Source organism: Streptomyces sp. NRRL F-5135 (genome assembly GCF_000719775.1).
GTDB lineage: Bacteria > Actinomycetota > Actinomycetes > Streptomycetales > Streptomycetaceae > Streptomyces > Streptomyces hebeiensis.
Genome location: NZ_JOHR01000023.1, coordinates 32463 through 50988, shown reverse-complemented (window position 1 = coordinate 50988; position 18526 = coordinate 32463). Strand labels below are relative to the sequence as shown.

Annotated in this window: 17 protein-coding genes and 1 pseudogene; 5 read left to right on the top strand and 13 right to left on the bottom strand. The window is 72.1% G+C overall.

All coding sequences use genetic code 11. From position 1 onward, the window contains the following. Positions 1–32: 32 nt before the first annotated feature. A complete protein-coding gene (locus IG02_RS0130920) occupies positions 33–656 on the top strand; it encodes an NADPH-dependent F420 reductase (RefSeq protein ID WP_030755322.1) in 624 nt (207 codons plus the stop codon). 68 nt (positions 657–724) lie between these two features. Here IG02_RS0130920 and IG02_RS0130915 read toward each other — a convergent pair whose 3' ends face one another. The 4 genes from IG02_RS0130915 to IG02_RS0130900 all read right to left on the bottom strand — a co-directional run bounded on the left by IG02_RS0130915 (position 725) and on the right by IG02_RS0130900 (position 5196). Further along, the gene (locus IG02_RS0130915) at positions 725–1948 is read right to left on the bottom strand and encodes a cytochrome P450 family protein (RefSeq protein ID WP_051765936.1); all 1224 of its coding nucleotides are present in this window, start codon (positions 1946–1948) and stop codon (positions 725–727) included. A gap of 161 nt (positions 1949–2109) precedes the next feature. After that, on the bottom strand, positions 2110–3699 hold the full coding sequence (locus tag IG02_RS0130910; RefSeq protein WP_030755315.1) for a multicopper oxidase family protein: 1590 nt from the start codon (positions 3697–3699) through the stop codon (positions 2110–2112). A gap of 275 nt (positions 3700–3974) precedes the next feature. After that, entirely contained in the window at positions 3975–4643 is a 669-nt protein-coding gene (locus tag IG02_RS0130905) for a DUF305 domain-containing protein (protein ID WP_030755311.1), read from the bottom strand. A 97-nt stretch (positions 4644–4740) separates the two neighbouring features. Beyond that, complete coding sequence (locus IG02_RS0130900) at positions 4741–5196, bottom strand: hypothetical protein (RefSeq protein ID WP_030755308.1); 456 nt, start codon at positions 5194–5196, stop codon at positions 4741–4743. A gap of 368 nt (positions 5197–5564) precedes the next feature. Between IG02_RS0130900 and IG02_RS0130895 the strand changes: the two genes are divergently transcribed. Further along, on the top strand, positions 5565–5933 hold the full coding sequence (locus IG02_RS0130895; protein WP_030755305.1) for a BlaI/MecI/CopY family transcriptional regulator: 369 nt from the start codon (positions 5565–5567) through the stop codon (positions 5931–5933). After that, the gene (locus IG02_RS0130890) at positions 5930–6838 is read left to right on the top strand and encodes a M56 family metallopeptidase (protein WP_030755302.1); all 909 of its coding nucleotides are present in this window, start codon (positions 5930–5932) and stop codon (positions 6836–6838) included. Before IG02_RS0130895 ends, IG02_RS0130890 begins: the two co-directional genes overlap by 4 nt. A 107-nt stretch (positions 6839–6945) precedes the next feature. Here IG02_RS0130890 and IG02_RS0130885 read toward each other — a convergent pair whose 3' ends face one another. Next, positions 6946–8040, bottom strand: a complete 1095-nt coding sequence (locus tag IG02_RS0130885; RefSeq protein WP_030755299.1) for an EstA family serine hydrolase — start codon at positions 8038–8040, stop codon at positions 6946–6948. A 227-nt stretch (positions 8041–8267) separates the two neighbouring features. Between IG02_RS0130885 and IG02_RS0130880 the strand changes: the two genes are divergently transcribed. Then, entirely contained in the window at positions 8268–9308 is a 1041-nt protein-coding gene (locus IG02_RS0130880; protein ID WP_030755297.1) for a C40 family peptidase, read from the top strand. A gap of 62 nt (positions 9309–9370) precedes the next feature. Here the strand turns inward: IG02_RS0130880 and IG02_RS0130875 are convergent, their stop codons facing one another. From IG02_RS0130875 to IG02_RS0130840, 8 genes and pseudogenes are all read right to left on the bottom strand, one after another. Continuing rightward, positions 9371–10282 (bottom strand): M56 family metallopeptidase, encoded by a 912-nt coding sequence (locus tag IG02_RS0130875; protein WP_030755294.1) that lies wholly within the window; start codon positions 10280–10282, stop codon positions 9371–9373. A 116-nt stretch (positions 10283–10398) separates the two neighbouring features. Beyond that, positions 10399–10719: pseudogene (locus IG02_RS0130870) on the bottom strand (BlaI/MecI/CopY family transcriptional regulator); the annotation flags it as partial. Further along, positions 10626–12110 carry an MFS transporter gene (locus IG02_RS39960; protein ID WP_234314975.1) on the bottom strand — a complete coding sequence of 495 codons (1485 nt, stop codon included), beginning with the start codon at positions 12108–12110 and terminating at the stop codon, positions 10626–10628. The pseudogene IG02_RS0130870 and the gene IG02_RS39960, both read right to left, overlap by 94 nt. Further along, positions 12107–13435 (bottom strand): ATP-grasp domain-containing protein, encoded by a 1329-nt coding sequence (locus tag IG02_RS0130860; protein WP_030755285.1) that lies wholly within the window; start codon positions 13433–13435, stop codon positions 12107–12109. The genes IG02_RS39960 and IG02_RS0130860 overlap by 4 nt, the downstream gene beginning before the upstream one ends. Next, entirely contained in the window at positions 13432–14466 is a 1035-nt protein-coding gene (locus IG02_RS0130855) for a pyridoxal-phosphate dependent enzyme (RefSeq protein ID WP_078854971.1), read from the bottom strand. The genes IG02_RS0130860 and IG02_RS0130855 overlap by 4 nt, the downstream gene beginning before the upstream one ends. Before the next feature lie 89 nt (positions 14467–14555). Then, on the bottom strand, positions 14556–15377 hold the full coding sequence (locus IG02_RS0130850) for a class I SAM-dependent methyltransferase (RefSeq protein ID WP_078854968.1): 822 nt from the start codon (positions 15375–15377) through the stop codon (positions 14556–14558). Between the two features lie 42 nt (positions 15378–15419). After that, positions 15420–16145, bottom strand: a complete 726-nt coding sequence (locus IG02_RS0130845; protein ID WP_420707809.1) for a sigma-70 family RNA polymerase sigma factor — start codon at positions 16143–16145, stop codon at positions 15420–15422. A gap of 305 nt (positions 16146–16450) precedes the next feature. After that, positions 16451–17134 carry a hypothetical protein gene (locus IG02_RS0130840; RefSeq protein WP_030755274.1) on the bottom strand — a complete coding sequence of 228 codons (684 nt, stop codon included), beginning with the start codon at positions 17132–17134 and terminating at the stop codon, positions 16451–16453. A gap of 328 nt (positions 17135–17462) precedes the next feature. On the opposite strand from IG02_RS0130840, the gene IG02_RS0130835 reads away from it, so the two are divergent. Next, a complete protein-coding gene (locus IG02_RS0130835; RefSeq protein WP_030755271.1) occupies positions 17463–18488 on the top strand; it encodes a ferric reductase-like transmembrane domain-containing protein in 1026 nt (341 codons plus the stop codon). Positions 18489–18526: the final 38 nt, after the last annotated feature.

The following is an 18526-nucleotide window of genomic DNA, read 5'->3' as shown; positions in this document are numbered from 1 at the left end:
GCGGACAACACACGACCAGGGCAGGACATCTCATGAGCAGCATCAGCATCATCGGCACCGGGAACATGGCCCGCACCATCGGCGCGCGGGCGATAGCGGGCGGCAACACCGTCGAGGTCATGGGCCGCGATCAGCCCAAGGCCGCTGACCTGGCCAAGGCCCTCGGCGGCGGCGCCACGACGGGGGAATGGGGCACCGCCCCGGCCGGGGACATCGTCATCCTGGCCCTGTTGTACGACGGTGTCGTGCCGGTCATAGCCGAGTACGGAGACGCTCTCGCGGGCAAGGTCATCGTCGACATCAGCAACCCCTTCAATTCCATGTTCGACGGGCTGGCCCACCGCGAGGAGACCTCGATCGCCCAGGAAGTCGCCAAGGCCGCCCCGGCCGGCGCCAGGGTGGTGAAGGCGTTCAACACCATTTTCCGTCATGTCCTGGAGAAGGGGCGGCCCGACGTCTTCATCGCCGGCGACAATGCGCAGGCCAAGGCAAGTGTGGAGGCGTTCATCGAGAGCCTCGACATGCGCCCGCTGGACGTTGGCGGCCTGAAAATGGCGCACTGGCTGGAAGGAGCGGGCGTGGTCACGGTGGGCCTCGCCAACCACGGGGTGGGGAACTTGGACTTCGCCCTCAGCATCACTGAAATTCCCGTCTGAGCAAACGGTTGACGGGTCGCCGAAAGGAGTCGCCAATGCGGTCACAACGGCGAAACACCATCACGCGTTCAGAGGTCCACGCGCAGTTCGTTGAGGCTGCGGCTTCGAGGAGAAGCGACCCACCGCAGATCGCCGGGTTGATCGACCAGCGACAACGCGGGGAACCTGTTCGTCAGGGAGGCCACGGCGATGCTGTTCTCCAGGCGGGCGAGGGATGCTCCGGGACAGTAATGGAGTCCGTGGCCGAAGGAGAGATGGGTGTTGTTCTCCCGGTGAGGGTCGAATGTCTCCGGTCGCTCGAAACGCTCCGGGTCGCGATTCGCTGCCGCCCAGGACAGCCAGATCCGGTCGCCGGAAACGACCGGGACGTCTCCGATGTGGATTTTCCGTGTGGCGAAACGCCGGGCTGCCAGCATCGCAGGCGGATTCCAGCGCAATGCCTCTTCCGTTACCGCGTGCGTGGTCAGGTCACCGGAACGAAAGGCGGAAAGGTGGTTCGCGTTGCTGAGCAGCGCCATCGCGCTGGTGGCGATCAGGCTCGCGGTGTTGTGGTAACCGCCGAAGAGCAGTAAAAAGGCCATGGCCACCAGCTCGTCGGCAGTGAGACGATCTTCTTCGTCATGGGCGAGGATCAGTGCGGACAGGAGATCGTCGCCAGGTTCTTCGCGTTTGACTTCGATGAGTGTGATCAGGAAGCGATGCATGCGCCGCATCGCCTCGCGTGACTGGGGAGCGGATCCGGCGGCAGGGCTGAGAAGGGTGTCGGTCCACGCTCGGAAGTCGATCCGCTTCTCCTGGGGGATGCCCAGCAGGCGGCAGATGACTTCCATCGACAAGGGCATGGCGAATTCGGTCATGACATCTGCGCGGCGACGGGAAGAAATGCGGTCCAGCAGCCGGTCGGTGATCTCCTCTATATCTGTGCGGAGATGTTCGGTTCGGCGGGGTGTGAACGTGCTGTTCACCAGGCGTCGTAGGCGGGTGTGGGCCGGCGGGTCCGTATTGAGGAGATGGGCATCGAGCTCGGGTGGCATGGAGCTTCCGTCCCTGCCGACACTCCGGGCATGGCACTTGTTGAGTGAGAGGGAGGGACTCACGGCTGCCTCGCGCACCTCCCGGTAACCAGTGACGAGGAAGAGCGGGGCGCCGTCCTGGGTGACGGCCCGATGGACGCCGCCTTTGCGCCGCAGGGTCGTGTAGGAGGCATGCGGATCTGAAAAGAAATCCTCGTCCAGGGCGATGGGGGCGTGGTACGGGGGCAACCGGCTCTCCTCGTTGTTGGACGAATTCATCGGCGGTGGGCAGGGACGCTGCCCAGGGTGAGTGATCCCGGGGGGTGCGGCCCGTCCGGCCAATGCTGCCGCGAGCATCGAGGACCGGCCACGTCGACCTGGGGCCGTCGGTTGTGTGAGGGGCCTTCGGCGACGTGCGCGTGCGGCTCGTGCGCGGTTGGTCAGGCCTGGTAGGCGAGGAGCGCCATCATCCCGGCCTCACCGTGGTAGGCGTTGTGGCAGTGCAGCATCCACTGGCCGGGGTTGTCGGCGTCGAAGACGACGGACACCTGCTTCCTCGGCAGCACGATGGTGGTGTCCTTGCGCGGGCCGGTGGCGCCGAGTTGGTAGGTATGGCCGTGCAGATGCATCGGGTGCCACATGTCGGTGCTGTTGACGAAGTCGAGCCGGACACGCTGGCCCTCCTCGACCAGGAGCGGGTTCGCGGTCGGGAGAGCCATGTCGAACCGCTTGCCGTTGATGGCCCAGTCGTACGCGCCCATGCCGCCGGTCAGTTCGACGCGGTGGACCCGGTCGGGCTTCCTCGCCTCCAGCCGTACGCCGTCGGCCGCGCGCAGTCGCGAGGCGCCCATGATCATGCCGTCCAGTTCGGCGGGGCGCACTGTCGGCTCGGGCGTGCGACCCGGTCCGGTGCGCACGAGGGCCATGCCGCCGGCGTTCTTGCCTTCGGCGAGGGCGACGAGCGGGAAGACGCCGTCGCCGAGGGTGACGAGAACGTCGTATCGCTCGCCCATGCCGATCAGGAGGCCGTCGGCCTGCCGGTGTTCGACGGGGTAGCCGTCGGTGTGGGTGATGGTCAGCCTGTGGCCGCCGAGCGCCACCCGGTAGGCGGTGTCGCCGCCCGCGTTGATGACGCGCAGCCGGACGCGCCGGCCGGGCTTGCCGGTGTAGACGGCCGGGTCGGTCGGCACTCGCCCGTTGACCAGGTGGTACGGGTACTTCACGTCGCCCGCGTCGCCGCCGAGCAACTCGCTGGTGGCGCCCATGAGCATGTACCCCATGGGCATCCCGCTGTCGGAGGGCGCGGGAGCGGTCGGTGACGCGTTCATCTCGCCCATGTGTCCCATGTCGTGACCGGAGGAATCGCCGGAACCGCCAGTGCCGGTTCCGGCCATGCCCTGCCTGAGTTCGGCGAAGGCGTCCTCGGGTGTACCGGCCACGCCGTCCAGCCAGTCGTCGAGGACGACGACCCACTCGTCGTCGTACGACAGCGGCTCGTCGGGGTCCTCGACGATGAGCGGGGCGTACAGACCGCGGTCGAGCTGGACGCCCACGTGCGGATGGAAGAAGTACGTGCCGGGTGTGTCCGCGATGAACCGGTACGTGAATCCTGCTCCGCTCGGCACGGCGGTCTGTGTGACGGGGGGAACCCCGTCCATGTCGCAGCGCAGCGCCAGGCCGTGCCAGTGGATGGATGTCGTGGTCCTGGCCGGCAGCCGATTGGACAGCTCGGCCGCGAGGGTGTCGCCGGCGGATATCCGGATCTCCTTGCCGGGGGCCTGGCCGTTGTAGGCCCAGGACCTGACCGTGGTGCCGCCGCCCAGTTCGAGGGTGGCGGGGGCGGCGGTCAGGCCGAGGCGGTGCACCGTGCCCGTGCCACCTCGCAGTTTCTCGGTGCGGGCGACCTGGGAGCCGGTGGGGCTGAGGAGGGAGGGAGTGTTCGGGCGGTTGCTCTGGCAGGCGGCGAGCAGGCCGGTCGTCGCCGCGCTCAGTCCGGCGAGCAGGACGGAGCGGCGGTCGATGCTGGTCACGAAGAGATTCCTCTTATCGGGGTGGCGCTCGGTCCACCGACCGTGCCGGGTCGCGGCCCGCGGTCGTCGCGTGATGGACCGGGCGGGACGCGACCGGCGTCGGGCGCGGTGCCGCGAGCGTCACGGGGCCGACGCCGGCGGTGGAGCGGAGCTGTTGGGGCAGGAAGGCGGGCCGCCCGGGCCCCGTGGTGCGGAACTCCGGGGGGCGGGCGTGGCGGGGCCCAGGCGGCCGGTGGGGTGCGACGCGAGCCGGACGTGCGGCGCGTCGATGGGGCTCAGAGCCGGTCGAGGCTGCCCCGGAGCTGCTCGACCTCGGTGGACTGGCCCGTGGCGATGGCGCCGGCCATCTTCACGGCGTCGGCGTTCTTGCCGTTCTTCTGCTGGTCCTTGGCCATGGTGATCGCGCCGTTGTGGTGGTCGATCATCATCTGGGCGAACATCTTGTCGAACTCGGTGCCCTTCATGGCCTTGAGTTCGTCCATGTCCGATTCGGACATCATGCCGTCGCCGCCGTGGTCCATGCCGCCGTGGTCCGTGCCGGGCGTGGACTCCGCCGCGGTCGGCTGATTCCAGGACTTCAGCCAGCCGCTCATCGTCCTGATCTCGGGGTCCTGGGCCTTTTCGATCTTCCCGGCGAGGTCCTTGATCTCCGCGTCGGAGGCGCGGCCGTCGGCCAGCCGGGCCATGTCGAGGGCCTGTTCGTGGTGCGGGATCATCATCTGCGCGAAGGCGACGTCCGCGTCGTTGAAGTCCCCGGAGCCGGCGTCGGCGGTCGCCGGCGCCGATGCCGGCTCCGAGCTCTTGCCGCTGCCGTGGTCCATACCGCTCATGTCGTCGCCGTCACCGCCGCAGGCGGCGAGGAACAGTACGCCCGCGGTGACGACGCTCGCCGCGGCGATGCGGCGGGAGTGCTTGTGGCGCGGGGCGCGCGTGAAGGAAGTCATGGTTGGTTCACCTTGTGTGTCGGTCCTGATGGCTGTTCCGGCGTGCGCGAAGCCGCGGGAGCGCGCGTGGTGTGCGCGCCCGCGAGAGCGGTTCGGCCTACAGCCGCAGCACTGACAAACGGGTGAGATCGGGTCCGCATGGCGGAGGGTCGGGCCGCGGTACGGCGGCCACCCCGGCGAGAAGACTCGCCGACCAGTTCTGGCGGCGGGCGAACGCCGACGTGAGGAGCGCACTGAGTCCCCACGCGGCGAACAGGACGGCCACGCACAGCGAGAGCATGTCCATGGCCATCGCGGGAGGAGGCGTGACCGCGCGGTCCGCCGGATCCGTGGTGCGACCGCCCGTGCCGGGGACGGCGGGAACGCCCATGGGATCGTGGGCCGTCTCGGCCGCGTCCGTCGTCGACGCATGGGACGTGGCGCTCATGGTGGAGCCGGACGCGTCACTCGGATGCCCCGTGCTGTGCATCGCGAAGACACCCAGAGCGAGCACCACGACGAGCAGCAGGTGCCCGAGGCCGCCTGCTGCGCGTACGTATCGGCTCGCCTTCACCCGAATTCCCGTCACCGGTCACGCTGGATCTGTTGCCCGACGGCACATCCGGGCGGCGTGGGGGTCCGCACGGTGAACGGCCGTCGAGCGCCATACTACTAAGTTGTTTGGCAGTTGTTCCGGCGGGCGTGCGGATCCGTACGTACCTGTCCGGACAACGCCTCCGTGGGGGCGGCGAGGGGCCGGGGCCGTCGTCGCCCGCGTCGTTTCAACACGCTGACCGGCGGCTTGCGTGCGCGCGGTGGTCGTCCCGACCGGTGCCGCCCGCTTCGCCTCCAGGAACTCCGGCGTATGCGACCCGCCCTCGATTTACGATGGGCCTTCACGGATGCCGGAGCGGTCGGCCTCCGAGGGGGAGGGGAGGGGTCGTGCGTCGGCTGGGTGATCTGGAGGCGGAGATCATGCACCGCCTGTGGGCCTGGGGGCGTCCGGCTACCGCGCGGGACGTGCTGCGGGACATCAACAAGCAGCGCCCGCTCTCCTACAGTTCCGTCAAGACCGTGGCCGACATCCTCCATGGCAAGGGCATGCTCAAGCGGCACAAGGAGGGCCGGGCCTGGGTGTACGAGCCCACTTGCACGCGCCAGCAGTACACAGCTGCCCTGATGCGGGAGGCCCTGGGGGGCAATCCGGACCCGGCTGGCACTCTCGTCAGCTTTCTGGAACGGATGACGCCGGAGGAGACGGACGCCCTGCGCTCGGCCCTTCGAACGGTCAGGACGCGGAGCGAATCGTGATCACGACCGTGGTCCTGGCCGTATACGCCTTTCTGGCGGGCGCCGTGGTGCCGGCCCCGCTGTCCCGGGCGCGGTGGACCCACCGCTCTCCGGTTCTCTCGGTCCTCGCCTGGCAGGGCCTGATGGTGACGTTCGTGGTGGCCACCATGCTGGCGGTGTACCACCTGGTGCTCACCGAACAGCACGCGCACGCCGGCCTCGTGGGGCTGCTCACGCTCTGCGGTCTCGCGGCCGACGCCACGGTGGGCGGGGCGGTGCCCACCCTGAGCGACACCCCGGCGCCCGTCGCCGCCGCGGCGGTCGTGCTGCTGCCTGTCGTACGCCTGGCGCGCTGTGCCTGGCGGGCGCACCGGGCACGGCTGCGCCACCTCGACCTGCTCGCGCTCGTCGGCGAACCGGCACCTGAGCACGGCGCGACCGTCGTCGACCACCATGTCCCGGCCGTCTACTGCCTGCCCGGCCGTTACCGCCGGGTCGTCGTCACGCGGGGTGCTCTGGACGTCCTGTCCGAGGAGCAGTTGCGGGCCGTTCTGGAGCACGAGCGCGCGCACCTCCGGGGCAGACACCACCTGCCCCGCCTGTGGACCGACGCGTTCTCCCGGGCCTTCCCCGGGCTGCCGCTCGCCCGTCATGCCGAGGAACAGACGGCGCTGCTGGTGGAGATGATCGCGGACGACCGTGCCCTGCGGTCCCACGCGCGGGAGACGCTGGCCACCGCGATGTACGCCGTGGCCGCCGGCCGGGTCCCGCGGGCGGCGCTCGGCGCCGGCGGGGCCGGTGCCCTGATCCGGCTGGGCCGGATCCTCGCCCCGCAGCCCCGGCCGCGTCGCCTGACGCGGCTGGGCGTGCTGGCGGCCACCGCGACGGCGCCGCTGCTTCCTCTGCTGGTGGCGTGCGGCCACTGACCTCGTGGAGTCCGGTCGACTGCGCTGTCCTCGACCCTCCTCGCTCACCGAGCCGGCCGGAGGAGGGGTGCTCCGCGCGGGGCCGGCCTCGGGCGAACGGCGGACGCTCAGTCCTCGCCGACCACGGTCAGGTCGTCGCCCAGGGCTGTCGCGATGCGAGCCGCGCGGGAGTGGTCGTCCAGTCTGCGGGTGAGGTAGGCGCAGGCGTGCCGGTGCCGCCGCGACCACCAGGCCGCGGAGCCGCCGATACCGCCCTTGGCGATCTTTCCCTTGTCCCGTACGAAGCCCAGCGTCCAGGTGAGGCGGGTGCCGAAGACCTCGTCGAAATCGGTGACCTGGGGCGTCAGGAGTTCGGTGTGCAGCCGCGGCCCCAGCAGTTGGTGTACGGGGCCGTCCTCGCTGGTGAGACGGGAGAAGAACGCCGCCGTCGCGCTCGCCGTGGTGTACATGTTGACCGCGCCGAACACCGACTGCCGCCAGGCCCGGGAGTTCGTCCGCTCCGGATCCAGGGCGCCGACGGGTATGCCCAGCCAGGGTGCGGCGTGCAACCGCCGCGGCCAGCCGGGGTCCGCGTACTCGAGGTCCGCGACACGGTCCAACTCGCGGTCCGGTACCCCGAACCAGCCGTCCAGGCCCAGCGCGGGCCGTACGACATCGTTGAACATCGCCCCCAGCGTCGTACCGGCGGCCGCACGCATGATTCCGTCAACCAAGTGGCCGTAGGTCAACGCGTGCTCTCCGAGCGACGTGCCGGGAACGTATTCCGGCGCCGCCCGCGCCAAGCTGTCCCGCAGCCCGGCGTCGTCCAGCAGATCGAGGCCCGCTGCCTCGGCCGGGAAACGTGGCTGCCCCGCCCGGTGGGTGAGCACGTGACGCAGGGTCGTCCGTTCCTTGCCCCGGACGCCGTACTCCTTCCAGTACGCGGCGATCGGCCGGTCCAGTTCGAGCGCGCCGTCGCGCACCGCGACCAGAGCGGCGAGCGTGACGAACGTCTTCGACAGGGAGTACGGCATGACCAGGGTGTCATCGCGCCACGGACGGCTCCGTCCGGCATCGGCCCACCCCGCGCTCAGCCGGACGACTTCGCGGCCCTCACGCCAGACCGACAGACCCGCCCCGGTCTCCAGCCCGCTGTCCACCAGTTGTCGGAAGACCCGGCGTACGTCTTCGTAACCGTCCGCCGCGAAACCCTCGACACCCATGGGGCCCTTCCTTCCGTTCGGTGCCGGTGAGCATACGGGGGAGGGGTATATGGGGCAATGCTTTCCGGCCCGAGGAACTAAACAACTAAGCTGTGTAGTATAAATAGTCGCACCTCCGTGCGGTCGTTCACCCGTCCAGCGTGACGCCGGAGGCGCCGTTGTCGGAGGTGCCGTCGCCGCGCCGAGCGGGCGGGGCCGGGCGGCCGAGGAAGAAGGAGACCGCCTCAGTGGCGTCCCACCGTCGTCCCAAGCAGGCCGGCCAGGCGTACGCGTCCGTGCTCACCGCCACCGCGGCGGCGGCCGTCGCCCTCTCGACGCAGTCGGCTTCGGCCGATCCGCTGCCGGACCCCAACAAGAAGGGGGTCCAGGCGCAGGTCGACCGCCTGTACGAGGAGGCCACGCAGGCCACCGAGAAGTACAACGGGGCGAAGGAGAAGGCCGGGCAGCTCCAGGAGCAGGTGGACGCCCTCCAGGACAGCGCCGCCCGCAAGCAGAGCGGACTCAACGAACTGCGGAACCGGCTCGGCTCCATAGCCGCCGCGCAGTACCGGACCGGCGGCCTCGACCCCTCGCTGCAGCTGCTGCTCACATCCGATCCGGACAGCTACCTCGAACGCGCCTCGGCCCTTGACCAGTTGAGTGCCCGCCAGGTCGCCTCGCTCGAGGAGTACCGGTCGCAGCAGCGCGATCTGGAGCAGCGGCGCAGCCAGGCCGCGGACAAGCTCAAGGATCTCAAGGAGACCCGCGAGGAACTCGCCGACCGGAAGACGGAGATCCAGGGCAAGCTCGCCGAGGCTCAGCGGCTCCTCAACACCATGACCGCGAAGGAACGGGCGGAACGGGCCGCGGAGGAGGAGCGCGCCAACCGGTCCAGCGAGCGGGTCGAGCTGGGCAACCAGGCGAGTGCCTCGCAGCGGGCCGCCCAGGCTTTCGAGGCGGCCAAGAGCCGGGTCGGTATGCCGTACGTGTGGGGGGCGACGGGCCCGAACTCCTTCGACTGCAGCGGACTCACCTCCTGGGCGTTCAACCAGGCCGGGGTGTCCATCCCCCGTACGTCGCAGGCCCAGGCCGAGGTCGGCACCCGGATCAACTCCCTGGGCGAGATGAAGCCCGGGGACCTCATCATCATGCGTACCGACCTCAGTCACGTCGGCTTCTACGCAGGGAACGGGCAGATCCTCCACGCGCCGAAGCCCGGCGCGCAGGTGCGGTACGAGTCGATCGCGCGGAGCGGCATGCCGTTCATGTGGGGCGTACGGATCGGCTGAACGCCGCACGGGCACGCCGTGGCGTGGGGACGCGGTGGCGCGGGGGGCGCGGCGCGGAACCGTCAGCCGAGGCCCGGTGCGCAGGCGACCAGCAGCGGCAGCAGCGGAACCGCCGCGGACCCGACGGCGACCGATCCCCACAGCGCGGGGTGCGCGGCCTCGCGCGGACCCAGTACGCGCCGCAGGCGGATCAGGACCGTGTGGCCGCCCGCCGCGAACGCGCCCTTCGGGGTGCGGGCCGCGGCCATCTCGTACATCGCGGTGGCCAGCGCCTCGTGGGAGTGGCCGCGCAGTACGCGGTCGTCCGCGACCATCTCCAGCAGGAGCGCCGTCTGCTCCCGGGCGTGCCGGGCCAGCGGAAGCCGCCGGAACACCGAGTGGAACGCCTCCGCGGCGGCGAGCGGCAGGTGGTGACGGCCCGCGATGTGCGCCTGCTCGTGTGCCAGTACGGCGGCGAGTTGCGCGGGCGTCAGCCGGCGTACCGCCGCGTCGCTGACCACGATCCGGGGCCGGCGGCCGGGCAGGCAGTACGCGGCGGGCGTGCCGTACGGCAGGACGGTGGCGCGGAGCAGGTCCGAGTGGCGGCCCACGAGGTCCACGGCCTCCCGGTGCCTCGTCCGGGTCCGGCGGGCCAGCAGGAGATGGCGGGCGAAACCGGCGGCCAGCGCGACGACCAGGGCGGTCGGCAGCGCGACGGCGAGTTGGTGTGCCGTGTCGGGATCGGCCCGCCCCGCGCCCACGTTCAGCCCGCAGGAGTGCAGCAGCCCCACCAGACTCGCGTGCATGTGCTCGGTCGGCGCGGCGAGGCAGTAGGCGAGGAGGGCGACCCCGGTCGAGAACGAGAGCGCCAGGACGTGCCACACCGCCGCCGCCAGAGCGGGAGCCCGGTGCGGCCACCGGCTGCGCAGCAGCACGTAGGGCGCGGCGAGGCCCACCGCCGCCAGGTACCCGAGGAGAGCGAGAGCCGCGGTCATGTCCCGGTCTCCCGGCCCTCAGTTTCTTGGTCCTCGGTCTGCCGGTCCGGTGCCTGTCGGCCCTCGGTCGGGCGGCCTTCGGCTTTCCGGCGCCCGTCGTCGCGGTCCACGCTCTTCCGGTCCACGCTCCGCAGGGCCTCCCGCAGGGCCGTGACCTCGTCGTCGGTCATGTTCTCGACGAAGTGGACCAGCGCCGCGGGGCGGTCCTTGCTGGCGCCCAGGCCGTCCTCCATGAGCGCGGCGGCGTACGCCTCGCGGCTGCGCACCGGGGTGTACAGCCAGGCGCGGCCCTGCTTGGCGCGCAGCAGCCAGCCCTTGGTGTGCAGGATGTTGGTGACGGTCATCACCGTGGTGTACGCCACCGGCCGTACCGTGTTGATGTCGTCGACGACCTCCCGCACCGTCGCCGGGCGGCCCCAGGTCCACAGGCGTTCCATGATCTCCGCCTCGAGATCGCCCAGCCGCCGCATGGCTCTGTCTTCCCTTCGCCGTCCGGTCGCGCAGAGCCATGGTAGAGGCGGTGTCCGACACGGAGGACCCTCGGCAGCACGGACAGGACCACGACGCACTGCGCTGCCACCGCGAGCCAGAAGAGGCCGGGACGCCCGGTGCGCTCGGCCAGTTGGTAGCCCTCGCCCCCGACGACGCCGGCGGCGAAGGCGCCGAGGCCGGCCGCGAGGCGCTGGCGGCCGAAGACCACGGCGGGGGCGCGCGGGGAGCGGGCGAGGGCTTCGAGGTCGTTCTTGAGGAAGAGGACGATCTCGCCGCAGCAGACGAGCAGGGCGCCGGCCAGGACTGCCGCGTGGTGTCCGAGGGCGATCGTGGCCATGCCGGCGGCCATCGCGGCGAAGCCGAGCCGCAGGGCGCGGGGGTAGCCCAGGCGGGCGATCCGGTCCGACAGGAGGGGCTGGGCCACCACGAGGAGGAGGGCGTAGAGGGCGAGGACGAGACCGTAGTACGTCGTCGAGGTCCTGGGCACGGCGTAGAGGGCGAGGTAGTGCTGGAAGAACATGAACAGGTAGACGCTCAGCACGGTCATGACGAACGGCGTCGCGGCCGGGCCGGTGAGCGCCGTCCTCCACCGCCGGACGGGGGGTGTTGTGGTGTTTTCGCCCTCTGTGGTGTTCTCGTGCTCCGGTGTGGTGTTCTCGTGCTCCGGCCGGCCGGCCGGGTGCGTCGCCCGGCGCTCCGCCGGCAGCAGGGCGTGTCCCGCGGTGACGGCCGCGAACAGGGCGGCGACGGTGGCGAAGAGACCGGCGGAAGCGCTCAGGACGAAGGGCGCCGCGGCGAGGGGGCCGAGCGTGATGCCCGCGTTGAGCGCGGAGCCGCTCGCCGACAGCAGCAGCGGGCGCCGCGCCTCGGCGGCCCCGTGCACCAAGTACGCCTTGTTCGCCGGGAGATAGAGCGCCGCGCCGCAGGACACGAGGAAGAGCGCGGCGACGGCGACGTACGCGTTCCGGAGTCCGGGCAGGAACGCCGCGAAACCCGCCGTGCGGATCACCAGGGCCAGCAGCATGGTGCGCCGCAGCCCGATGCGCTCGGCGAGGGCGCCTCCCACCGTCCCGCCGGAGAACTGCACCAGGGAGGCGACGGCGAGCACCACGCCGACGGTGCCGAGCCGCATGCCCAGCCGCTCGTGGAGCAGCACCGACATGAAGGGCAGTACGGCGAAGCTCCCCAGGGTGATGAGGAACGAGCCGGCCAGCAGGAAGCGCTGCGGTCCGGTGAACCGGTCGCGGGCACGCCAAGGGCCGCGGGCACGCCAACGGGCACGCCAAGGGCCGCAGGGACGTCGGCGGTCGCGGGTGGACCGGGCGGGCGCGGTCATTCCCCGCCGTCGGCGGCGACGAGCGGTCGTACGCTTCCCGCCGCGCTCAGGGCGCGGTGCAGCGCCAGCTCCGCCGTCTCCGCCTCGGCCAGCACGATCCCGGTGCAGCCGCGCTGGTCCGTCAGGTGCTCCACGCGATCCCCGGGAGCGGCGGTGGGGTACCACTCGGGCGCGCCGGGGAAGGCCGCGAGCGTGTCGAGGCCGGTCCAGCCGGTGAGGGTGCCGGGCCGGTCGGGGTAGATCAGCACGAAACCGGTGGCGGGACCCGTGGGACCGGCGGGACCCGTGGGATCGGCGGGACCCGCGAAGCCTGCGGGATCTTCGGGACCCTCGGGACCCGCGGGGCCGGTGCGGCCCGGGGCCGGACCGGCGGGGTCCGGGGCGTCCAGCAGGGCGGGGCGCCGGCCGAGCGCGGTGTCGACCATGGCGTCGTACACGTTGGTGCCCAGCGCGCGGCACAGCGCCTCGCCGACGAGCGCCCCGCCGATGCGCCGGTTGATCTCCACCAGCTCCGGGCCCTCGGCGGTCAGGATGAACTCCACGTGCGCGAAGCCGCTGTCGTGTCCCGCCGTCTCGAGGACCCGTCCCACCCAGTCCCGGAGGAGGGCGGTGTCCGGGGCGGGGAACGCGACCGGGAACGCCGCGGCCTCCTCACGGACCCGGGGCTCGGGCGACAGCTGCCGGCTGAGGACGCCCAGGAGCCGGGTGCTCCCCTCCCAGCTGAGCGTTTCCGCGCTGTACACGGGCCCGGCGAGGAACGGTTCCGCGAACAGGCTTCCCCTGAGGGTCTGTTGAGCGGCCTCGGCGAGCGCGTCGTGGAGCTGGTGTTCGTCCCGTACGAGCCAGACGTTACGGGAGGAGGTGCCCGCCGTGTCCTTGAGCACGGCGGGCAGCCCCGTCTCCCGCAGGACGTCGGACGCGGCGGCGGGATCCGCCGTGAGCGCGAGGGCCCGGCCGCGGCTGAGTCCGTGCTCGTGGAGGAGGTTGCGTACGCGGTACTTGTCGCGCAGCAGGCGTACGGCCGCCGGATCGGGGCCCGGCAGACCCAGCTCCGCCGCGAGGCCGGCGCCCGGGACGCTCCAGGTGTCCGTCGAGTTGATCAGCCCGCGCAGGCCGGGCAGCGCCGACAGGACGGCGGCGCACGCGGCCGGGTCGTCGGTGTCGACGTCGATGATGTCGACGGCGTCGGCGGGGAGCCCGGCCAGTTCGTGCCGGTAGACGGCGCGGTCCCGGGTGAGCAGGCACAGCCGGTGCCCGGCGTTCCGGGCCGCCTCCGCCAGCCTTCCCAGTCCGAAGGTGAGTGCTTCCAGGGCGGCGATGGTCACGGGGTACGGTCCTCCTCGGTCGGCGGGTGATCGGTCGGCGGATGATCGGCCGGCGGGCGTACGTCGTGGTCCCGTCTCCTCCAGTCCATGACGGACCACGGCATGGCGAGGTCGGCGAGCCCGGTGATCCGCAGGGGTTCCAGCGCGCGGGCGTCGAGTGCCTCGCGGTGGCGGGCGAAGACCCGTTCGGTGTAGCGGTGTCCGGTGTCCGCGCCGATGACCAGGTGGGTCCGTTCCGGGTGGTGCCGGGCCTCCCAGGCCGCGGTGAGGAACGCGGCGCCGGTCGACAGCCCGGCGAACACCGCGTGCTCGCGCAGCAGGGCGACGGCTCCCGCCATGGCGTGCCGGAAGTCGACCCAGTGCAGGGTGTCGTACAGGCGGTGGCGGACGTTGTCGAACGGGATCGAGCTGCCGATCCCCGCGATGATCGCCTCCGGGTCGTTGAACCCCTCGCTGCCGAACGTGACGCTGCCGAAGGGCTGCACCCCGGTCAGGGCGACGGGCCTGCCCCGCCCGCGCAGGGGCTGGACCAGGCCGCCGGTGGACGCCCCGGTGCCCACGGCGCCGACCACGGTCAGCGGCACGCCGGGCAGCGCGGCGTCGACCAGGTCGGCGAACTCCCGGTACCCGGCGTAGTGGACGGCGTCGTGGTACTGCCGCATCCAGTGCGTGCCGGGCCGTTCCGCGATCAGCCGGCGTACCCGCCGCACCCGCCGCTCCTGGTCGAGCCGCAGGCTCCGCGACGGTGGCATCTGGTCCACGGTGGCGCCCAGTATCTCCAGTTGGGCGCGCATCGTGGCGTCCACGGTGGTGGAGGCGACGATGTGGCAGCGCAGGCCGTAGCGGTGGCACGCCATCGCCAGGGCGAGGGCGTAGATGCCACTGGAACTGTCCACGAGCGTCTGGCCGGGGCTGACGGTCCCGCGCGCGAGCAGCGTACGGACGGCGCCGAGCGCGGCGTACACCTTCATCGTCTCGAACCGGGCGAGCACGATGTTGTCGGTCAGTCGCAGCAGGTCGGGGGCCTTCATCGCGTCGGTGACGTGCTCGTGGACGAGGGCGGTGGCGGGGGTGCCGGTGCCGGGGGCGGCCCCGGCGCGTACGGGCGTGGCCGGAGGTCTCACCGCTCCTCCTCGCCGGGAGCGACGGTTCCGCCGGTTACGCCAGTTACGCCGGTTGTGGCGGTTCCTGCCGTTGTGGCGGATTCGCGGACACCGGACACGATGAGGCGCCGTGCGCGCTGGTCGTACGGGGAGCCGTCGAAGTCGCCGTAGCACTCCACCTTCGTGAAGCCCGCCTCCTCGAACAGCGAGCGCAGCTCCGCGCCGCTGTAGAGGAACGAGGTGATCGACGCCTCACGCGCCGTCCCGCCGCGGACCAGCGTCCAGTCCGTACGCAACCGGGACCAGTCGTCCAGGACGGTGTCGCGCTGCACGACGTAGCCCCCGTCGTCCAGTTCGACCAGCTGCGGGCGGCCGATCCAGCCCGCCAGCACCTCCTTGCCCATCACATCGATCACCAGCCGCCCGCCCGGCACCAGCGAGTCGTGTGCGTTGCGCAGCACCTGGAGGTTGTCGCCCGGGTCGTCGAAGTAGCCGAACGAGGTGAAGACGTTCAGCACCACGTCGTACGACTCCGGCTCGACGTGCGTCAGCATGTCGGCCCGTACGAGGCGGACCTCGACCCCCGCGTCCGCGCACGCGGCCCCGGCCCGTTCCAGCATGACCTCGCTGAGGTCGACCCCGGTCACGGCGTAGCCGCGCCGCGCGAGCGGCACCAGATACACACCGGGCCCGCAGCACAGGTCCAGCACCCGGGAGTCGGGGGCGAAGTCCAGCAGGGGCGACCGGGCGACGAGCGCGGCCGTCTCCGCGCGCCTGCGCCCGGAGAACATCGTCTCGGAGAAGTCCGACCAGAATCCGTCGTCCTCGTACCAGTGCATACCGCCACAGCCTCGATTCGCGTAGGTGAAAGCGTTTCCGGTTCAGGTCTTGTCCGGCCGGTCGTCGGCGGGTCCGTCGTGGGCGGGGCCGGCGTCCGCCCGCCATATCCCCGTCAGGTCGCGTCGCGCGCGGGCGACCCGGGAGCGGACCGTACCGACGGGGCAGCCGACGGCGTGGGCGGCCTCCGCGTAGGTGAGACCCAGCAGTTGGGTCAGGACGAAGGCCTGCCGCCGTGGCGGGTCCAGCGTGTCCAGTGCGTCGAAGACCGCGATGCCCTCCTCGAAGCCCGGCAGGTGGCGGGCCTGGGACCGTTCGGCCGCCGCCTGCCAGTCGGTGGCGTCGGCGAGCCTGGGGCGGGCGGCGGCGCCGCGGTGACGGTCGACGACGACGCGCCGCGCGATCGACAGCAGCCAGGTGCGGGCACAGGACCGGCCCGCGAACCCCGCCAGGCCGGGCAGGGCCCGCAGATAGGTCTCCTGGGCCAGGTCGTCGGCCGCCGGGGCGTCGACGCTCGGACGGCCCGGGGCGCTCAGCGAGTCCAGGTAGGTGACGAACCGCTTCACATCGCCGTAGGTGGCCCGTACGAAACGTTCGGCGGCCTCGCGGTCGCCGCCTCCCGCCGCCAGCGCCCACGCGGTGACCTGGGCGTCGTGCCGGCCGCCGCGGGACCCGCGCGGGTCCGGCGCCGGGGCGGGGGGCCTCGGTCTCGCGGGGTACGGAGAAAGACGCCTCGCGGCGGTGGGGGACGGCACGGGGGCAGGGCACATCGCACAAGGTCCTTCGCGTCCTCGCGGAGCCGCGCCGGACGTGCCGCGGTCGCGACGCCGGGGGGCGGCGGGCCGCGGTGCTGTCCGTAGGGCTCCGGCGGGTGTGTGGGCAGGCAGCGGCAGGCGGGCGTGCGTCATGGGGCGCGTCGTGGGGTGCCTGACGGGCGGCCTGACGTGGTGCCTGACGGGTGCCTGGGCGGCCGACGAGGGGATGCGCGGCCAAGTGGCGGGGTCGCGCGGCCAGGTTCACGGCCGTACAGCGGAGTTCGTGGGCGGACGGCCACGGGGGCGCCGCCGAACGGTGTTTACGCGGAGGGGAGAAGAGGCGGGCCCCGGCGGGCGGCGGCGCACAGCACCACGAGGTGGCGCGGGCGGCGGGACGGGCGGCGCGGTGCGCGAACGCGCGGCCGCGGCGGGGCGATCCGGGCGTGGGACAGCGCGCGCCAGGCGAGCAGGAGCGGCGCCGCGACGAACACGGCCAGGCACCGGCCGAGTTGATGGACGGCGGCTTCTCCGCGCCACAGCCACCAGCCGCACAGCGCGCCGGCGACCACGTGGGCCGCCGCCATGCCGGGGGGCAGCGCGTGGCTGTCGAAGGCCGAGGCGAAGGCCGTGACGAGGGCCATGAGATCGACGGGACCGTCACCCGTTCCCGCCGGGGCGTGCGCCATCGTCATCGGGGCGTGGGACTCTCCGGAGGCGCCGCCCATGGTCTGTTGGGCGCCGGCCGACGGGAACGCGTGGGCCGAGGTGAAGAGGGCGTGCAGCAGGATCTGCCCGGCCGCGCAGACGCCGGCGACGGCCCGTGCCCCGCGGTCCCGCCCGGTCAGCCACCAGCCGGCCCAGCCCGCCGCCAGCGAGGCGAGAGCCAGGACGGAGGGGGACAGCGGCGCCGGGGACCGGAGCGCGTGGCCGAGACCGGACAGGGAGACGCACACGACCGCGAAGACCGCGGTGCGTGTGAGGCGGAGTGCGGTTCCGGCTCCCATGGGGGTCAGCGTGCCAGTCCGGACAGGGCCTCGGAAAAGGGTCCGCAGTCCGGATACGTCAGGTCTTCGGCGCGTATACAGCGACACTCGGAGGTGTGTGATTCATGTCACAGCCGGACCGGGGGAACTTTCCGCGCGCTGGATCCGACTGCTGGGTGACGTCCCTACCCGTACTCCCGCACTCCCGCACACGCGTAGCCGCGTACATCCGTACCCGCGTACATCCGTACCTCGCCTACACCCGCACTCGCCGACCGGCGCCATCGAGAAGGCCGCTCCCATGAAACCGCCCCCAGCGTCCGCCGCATCCGAGCCCGGCGACACCCCGATGTCCAGCGAGCGCCCCGCGCCCGGCGACACCTCCGCGCCCAGCGATGATCCGACGTCCGCGGACGCTCCCGAAGCGGTCGGCGCGGCCGCCACCGGCACGGAACGCCGCCCCGCGCGGACCACGCTCAGGTCGGACCTGAAGGCGTCGTTACCGGACGGGCTGGTCGCGCTGGTGGTCACCGCGGCCGTGTTCGCGCTCCTCCTGGCCCGCATTCGGGCGAAGACGTCGTCGACCGTGTCCGTCATGCCGTTCATGGCCGACGTCGAGGGCTTCTGGATGTACTTCCTCAGCCAGGCGTTCGGCTGGGCGGCCCTGCTGTGGGCCTGGGTGACGGTCGTTCTCGGCCTCCTGCTCTCCGGACCCCGGCCGGGACGGCTGCCCCTGTCGGGGCCGCGCCTGGAACGCCTCCACCGCACCACCAGCCTCAACACGATCGCCCTCATCGCCGCCCACGCCCTGCTGTTCGCCGCGGAACTCGTCCGCCACGACACCGCGCGCTGGCACGCGCGGCTGTACACCGCCTTCGTCGAGGCGTTCGTACCCGGCGGCTACGACTCGGGCACCGGCCAGATCGCGATCCCGGTCGGCCAGGCGGCCCTCTACCTGGCCGTTCCGCTCGGCCTGCTCTTCTACGTCAGGCACCGCATCGGGCCGAAGACGTGGCGGGTGCTGCACCGCTTCGTCATCGTCGTCTACGTCCTGAGCGTGTGGCACACCCTGCTGTACGGAACGAACGTCTGGTACGACGGCTGGTTCCGCACCACGATCTGGCTGCTGCAACTCCCCATCGCCGCACTGCTGCTGGCCCGGCTGCTGCGCCCGGCGCGCCGCTCCGAGCGGCTGTCCCGGCCGGTGCCCGCGACCCCGGGCGGCTGGGGCCGGCCGGCCTGGAGCCTGCGCCTGGCGGGACGCCTGGCCGTGGCGGCCATCGCCGTCGCGATCCTCGCCGTCGTCCTCACCGGCCGGGACGGCGGCCGCTCGATCCCGCCGGCCGACACGTCGTCCACCCACAACCACGACTGACGGAACGCGGAGACCGGTCCGGCGACGGACCGGTCCGA

Coding starts and splice junctions, on each gene's coding strand:
- IG02_RS0130835 (WP_030755271.1), top strand. CDS start 17,463: ATGTCCAGCGAGCGCCCCGCGCCCGGCGACACCTCCGCGCCCAGCGAT.
- IG02_RS0130840 (WP_030755274.1), bottom strand. CDS start 17,134: ATGGGAGCCGGAACCGCACTCCGCCTCACACGCACCGCGGTCTTCGCG.
- IG02_RS0130850 (WP_078854968.1), bottom strand. CDS start 15,377: ATGCACTGGTACGAGGACGACGGATTCTGGTCGGACTTCTCCGAGACG.
- IG02_RS0130905 (WP_030755311.1), bottom strand. CDS start 4,643: ATGACTTCCTTCACGCGCGCCCCGCGCCACAAGCACTCCCGCCGCATC.
- IG02_RS39960 (WP_234314975.1), bottom strand. CDS start 12,110: ATGACCGCGCCCGCCCGGTCCACCCGCGACCGCCGACGTCCCTGCGGC.
- IG02_RS0130845 (WP_420707809.1), bottom strand. CDS start 16,145: ATGTGCCCTGCCCCCGTGCCGTCCCCCACCGCCGCGAGGCGTCTTTCT.
- IG02_RS0130855 (WP_078854971.1), bottom strand. CDS start 14,466: ATGAAGGCCCCCGACCTGCTGCGACTGACCGACAACATCGTGCTCGCC.
- IG02_RS0130920 (WP_030755322.1), top strand. CDS start 33: ATGAGCAGCATCAGCATCATCGGCACCGGGAACATGGCCCGCACCATC.
- IG02_RS0130915 (WP_051765936.1), bottom strand. CDS start 1,948: ATGAATTCGTCCAACAACGAGGAGAGCCGGTTGCCCCCGTACCACGCC.
- IG02_RS0130875 (WP_030755294.1), bottom strand. CDS start 10,282: ATGACCGCGGCTCTCGCTCTCCTCGGGTACCTGGCGGCGGTGGGCCTC.
- IG02_RS0130885 (WP_030755299.1), bottom strand. CDS start 8,040: ATGGGTGTCGAGGGTTTCGCGGCGGACGGTTACGAAGACGTACGCCGG.